This is a genomic window from Paraburkholderia sp., from assembly GCF_049581445.1.
GTDB lineage: Bacteria > Pseudomonadota > Gammaproteobacteria > Burkholderiales > Burkholderiaceae > Paraburkholderia.
Genome location: NZ_JBAURZ010000242.1, coordinates 1 through 4840, shown reverse-complemented (window position 1 = coordinate 4840; position 4840 = coordinate 1). Strand labels below are relative to the sequence as shown.

The following is a 4840-nucleotide window of genomic DNA, read 5'->3' as shown; positions in this document are numbered from 1 at the left end:
TGCCACCGCAGGCAGCGGCGCCGCTGGCGCTGCGGCGAGCGCATTCGGTAAGGCACCGGTTAGATCTGCGTCAATCGAAACAACGGCTACTGAGACGGCTACGCTGGAGCCCGCCAGCATGGCCTCGGCAAGCGCCACGGCCACCGCCAACGCAGGCAGTGCAGAGATGAGCGCCCATCCCGCCGACGCCACCGTAGCTACCGTAGCCGCGCCCCCGGCTGGTACATCCACTGCTTCCGCCGCCACCCTTGCGCTCGAGCGAGACTATCGCTACCGCCTCGCCCGCAAGAACGTGCATGTGGCATTCGCCAATCTCGGTCAGGCGTTCCAGCGCATGATGCTGGAGCCGAAAGCCGCCCAGAAATTTGTCCCCGAACTGAATGACCTGCTGGTGCGCAGCCATGTGCTGGCATCGCAGATCACGGCGGCCGCGCCGCTACTGCGCACTTCGGCGCAGCAGCCGGAGACCGTCTCGCAGCAGCCGCTGCAACGTGTGCTCAGCGTCGTGCGCGACAACCTCACTGAGGCCGAGGCCGGCACGGTGCCACCGGCAGATCAGGCCGAGGCCACCAGACAGCTGGCGCGGGAACTCGATGCGATGGTGGTCGAGGCGGAAAAATCATCCGACTACTCGGCGGATGCGGTGCATGAGTTGAAACTGCTTGCGCACCAATGCAAGCAGATGCTGACCGCAGCCAATCTGATTCGCCGCGACGCCAGCGTGATCCGCTTGCCTGATGCGTGATGCCGGTGGCCTATGCCTATGCCTGATGCCTGATGCCTCTTGGATCAGCCTGATGCGGCAACATCGTGCTTGAAGGAACAGCGTCGAACGAAACGCTCTGGCTAAGCGCTTCTGCCGCGCTACACCTCAAGTGATTCACAACGGCAGCATCCCTGCTTTACGCTGATTCACGCCGATCCTCCGCGGCATCACTGCGAGGCGCTGCTCGCCCCCACCGCAGCGGCAGCCGTCGAGGCAACCGAAGGCGGGCTGGCGTTTTCGCGATCAAACTCGCGTTTGCCGCTGATCGCGTTGTAGAGAAGCGTCGCAATAACCAGCAGCACCGCGACCACAATAAACACGGCGATGCCGAAGGTCGGGTTCTTCTTGCGCGGTTGGTTCATGGGGCTGCTCGACTCTCGGGTGATGTCCAGGAAGGGTGGCATTCTACGCCCACCTGCCTTCCACATGCCTTGCAGCCGCATAATCCGGACCCGCCCGCCGTCTGCTGACGCTCTCGCCTGAACATCACCCTCGCCGCATGCCGCTACACTGCCTAACGCCCTTCCGTCACCGCCGACGGCCGCACCGGCAGCGCCGTCGAATACTTGATCTGCTCCATCGCGAAACTTGAACTCACGTCGTAAAGCGGCACTGCGCTGATCAATAGCTTGTAAACCCGGTCGTAATCGTCGATGTCGGAAACGACGACACGAAGCAGGTAATCCGTCTCGCCACTCATCCGATACACCTCCACCACTTCGGGAATGTCGCGTACGGCGCGTGTAAAAGTCGCCGCCCACTCCTCGGTGTGCTGGTTCGTGCGCACCGCCACGAACACGGTCGTGCCCACCCCGAGCTTGCGCGCATCGCACAAGGCCACCTGGGCGCGGATCACACCCGCATCCTTGAGCCGCTGCAGCCGCTTCCAGCAAGGCGTCTGTGACAGATTCACGCGCTGCGCCAACTCGGCGACCGGCATGGTGGCGTCCACCTGAAGTAGCTCAAGCAGCTTTCGATCGATGATATCCATTCCCATGGGAGCCCCTGAAGAGAAATTTATTCTACTTTTAACCGATCAGAGGGAATTATATGGAAACTCTTTCTCTGTGCAAACCGGTATAAATATCAGTGTCCGATAACCGCAGCATCGCCCTTGCAGCCCTTATGAGCCACGATACCTACCCGTCTATTGCCAATCACTCCGCTGAAAACACCATGCGGTTTTCGAGCAACCCGGCGCTGCATAAAGCCCGGCCCTTGGCGGCATCGTCCATACCTGCGCCTGACCCGCTGCAGCGCCTGTGCAACGCATTGGATACCGCCTTTGAGCAATCTGCCGACGCCGTTGATCCATCGCAGCGCGCTGCCTTTGCTTCAGCCGTCCGGGCGGCCCTCGCTGACGCGGCGGCGGATCCTGCGCTGTTAAGTCCCGCACAGCGTGAGGGTTCGCGCGACACCTATCGCCGCCACCTGCTCGCAGCCGATCCGCAGGGGCGCTATGCGATCGCCGCCCTCGTCTGGCAACCCGGTCAGGCTAGCCCGATTCACGCGCACCAGACATGGTGCGGTTACGCTGTGGTGAACGGCAGCTTGTCGGAGACGGTTTACGACTGGAGCAATACGCAACGGTGCGCCAGCGAAACGCGCACCCATCCGCGCGCGAGTGGCGCGGTATCGTTTGTGCGTGCCGGACGCGGCGGCATCCATCGGTTAGGTAATACGAGCGACGCGGTTGCTGTCTCGCTGCATATTTACGGCGTGGAGGGCTCGCAGATCGCCACCCACGTGAACGATCTGCTCGAGGTTACACAGCCGGTCGAGCGGGACCTCGCTTAATCCACCTAGCTCTTTCCCGACTCACCTGCCGTCGGAATCTGCGGTGGGATCGGCGCGGTATCACCCGTGGGTGGCGGCGCGGGCCGCGGCTCATGCGATACATCGCGGGCCGCAGCCACCGCAAGCCCTGCAACTCTCGAACCGCCCGTAGTCACATGCGCATGCGCGTGGGCATGCGTGGCGTGCTCGGGTTCGGAATGGCCGCGCTGGGGCACGTCGTCCCCGGGCATCGGCTGCCCCTCTTCGTCCTTTGCCGAGTTATAGATCCGCATCTGCGGCACTGGAATCTCGATGCCTGCTTCGTCCATCTTGCGCTTCAGGCGCAGATTGAAGGCGCGCGCCACGCTCCACTGTTGCAGTGGCAGTGTTTTGATCTGCCCTTTCACAACCATCCAGTTCGGGTCGAACCGGTCAAGTCCCCATACTTCAATCGGTCCGAGCATCTCCCGCCGGTATCGGAAGTCAGCCATCAGTTCCGCGCCGACCTCGCGAATTAGTTGCGTGACCTGATCGACGTTGGCGGTAAAACTCATCCGCACTTCGAATACGGCATAGGCGAAATCGCGCGACAGGTTCTTCACAATCTTGATCTGCGAGAACGGGATCGCGTGAATCGCGCCCTGGCCGTCGCGCAAGCGCACCGTGCGGATCGACAGATGCTCGACCTTGCCGGCATGGCCGCCGTCTACATCAATCCAGTCGCCGACCGAAATGGTGTCCTCGATGATGATGAACAGGCCCGTGATCAGATCGGTCACGAGCGACTGCGCGCCAAAGCCAATCGCCAGACCGATCACGCCGGCACCGGCAAGCAGCGGCGTCACGTTGATGCCGAGATTCGCCGCCGTGACGATGCCGGCGATCGTCACAATGGTCACGAACAGCGCGTTGCGGACCAGCGGCAGCATGGTTCGCGCTCGCGTGCTGGCATTACGCGATTTGTTGCGCGGACCGCCCGGACTCAGGGCCTCGGTGATTGCTGTATCGATCAGAATCCACAGCAGCCAGGCAATGAAGAGCGTCGCAAAAATAGCCATGACCGCATGCGCGATGCCGCGCGCCGCGACGTTTTCTTCGACCACGCTAGCCAGCGACACGCCCCACAGACGCGCCGCCAGCTCCATAAACGCCAGCCAGATAAACAGCGTCAGCAGCGTGCCGGCGAAGCGCAACAAGCGCGACAGATAAGGCGAACGGCGGCGCCGACGAGGATCGTGCGGACGCGTCATGCGCAACACGATCGCGGACAAGAAAAACGCCAGCACCAGCAACAGCGCCGTCACCACCGAAATCTGCAGTACGTTCTCGTTAGACCCCGAACCGGCCAGCGTGGCAATGATTGATGCGCTCGCCAGCAGAAGGACCGGTACGTGCCAGAGCGATGCAAGCACGTCGAATGCATCGGTCGCGGCTTTGTGGTCGTGCCGGGGCTCGTAGGCGCGATTGCGGATCAGATGGGCAACCGGGCGGCGAAAGGCCAGCGCGAAATAGGCGGTCAGCACCGCGGCCGTCATATTTGCCACGGTCGACACCAGTTCGGCGAGATTCGTCCCGAGTTGATGCGCGACGTCGTAATTCACCGCTGCGTCGCCCAACGCGCCGCACACACCAATCGCAAACAGCAATCTGCGCGCATGCTCGAGCAGCACGCGTACCGCGACACGCCGATGCCCCGAGCCGAACAGCGAAAACATGATCAGACAGATCGCGGAAAACACCGCGCCGGCAACGATCGCGTATGCGACCACCATGCCGAGCGTGCGGCCGAGCGCATCGGGCATGGCCCGCGCGAACACCAGCGCGGCCAGAAAGGCGACGATCCATGGCCCTACTCGCCGCAAGGCAAAGATCAGTAACTCGCGCGTGCCCGGATTCGGATTGAGGCCGTAGACCACGCCAAAGCGCGCATACAGCCGGCGCTGCACATAGATCAACCCCCAAGCGCACGCGCCCCAGCCGGCCAGCATCAGGAACATGTCGGCCAGTATCTTGCCAAGGCTCTCGTGTCCCTGGCTGCTGACGATGGTGTACAGCTCATTGGCCGCCGCGTTGAAGCGGCCCGCCCAATAGCGCAGCGGCGTGCGTCCCTGATGCACGCCGGATTCGAACGATGCAATACCCGATGCAATCGCACCCAGCAAGCCGGGGCTGGGTTGCGCAGGCGCAGGCGGCGCGACATTGCGCGTGACCTCGCGCAGCTTCTTCAGTTGCGCAACCAGGGCAGTGCGCTGCCGGTCGTTATCGAGCGTGGAGATCACACTGTCGAGCGACTGGGCC

Annotated in this window: 4 protein-coding genes and 1 pseudogene; 2 read left to right on the top strand and 3 right to left on the bottom strand. The window is 62.7% G+C overall.

What is annotated here, in order from left to right; genetic code table 11:
* Window positions 1-745, top strand: a pseudogene (locus tag WCA85_RS20915) (AraE protein); the annotation flags it as partial.
* Window positions 746-933: 188 nt separating this feature from the next.
* On the opposite strand, the gene WCA85_RS20910 reads toward WCA85_RS20915, so the two are convergent.
* Together WCA85_RS20910 and WCA85_RS20905 are read right to left on the bottom strand one after the other, a co-directional pair.
* A complete protein-coding gene (locus WCA85_RS20910; protein ID WP_424066781.1) occupies window positions 934-1128 on the bottom strand; it encodes a hypothetical protein in 195 nt (64 codons plus the stop codon).
* A gap of 152 nt (window positions 1129-1280) precedes the next feature.
* Entirely contained in the window at window positions 1281-1763 is a 483-nt protein-coding gene (locus tag WCA85_RS20905) for an Lrp/AsnC family transcriptional regulator (RefSeq protein ID WP_424066780.1), read from the bottom strand.
* Window positions 1764-1891: 128 nt separating this feature from the next.
* On the opposite strand from WCA85_RS20905, the gene WCA85_RS20900 reads away from it, so the two are divergent.
* Window positions 1892-2563 (top strand): cysteine dioxygenase, encoded by a 672-nt coding sequence (locus tag WCA85_RS20900; protein ID WP_424066779.1) that lies wholly within the window; start codon window positions 1892-1894, stop codon window positions 2561-2563.
* 5 nt (window positions 2564-2568) lie between these two features.
* On the opposite strand, the gene WCA85_RS20895 is transcribed toward WCA85_RS20900, so the two are convergent.
* Window positions 2569-4840: mechanosensitive ion channel family protein (locus WCA85_RS20895; protein ID WP_424066778.1), on the bottom strand; the 2272-nt coding region annotated here is incomplete at its 5' end.

Coding starts and splice junctions, on each gene's coding strand:
- WCA85_RS20910 (WP_424066781.1), bottom strand. CDS start 1,128: ATGAACCAACCGCGCAAGAAGAACCCGACCTTCGGCATCGCCGTGTTT.
- WCA85_RS20905 (WP_424066780.1), bottom strand. CDS start 1,763: ATGGGAATGGATATCATCGATCGAAAGCTGCTTGAGCTACTTCAGGTG.
- WCA85_RS20900 (WP_424066779.1), top strand. CDS start 1,892: ATGAGCCACGATACCTACCCGTCTATTGCCAATCACTCCGCTGAAAAC.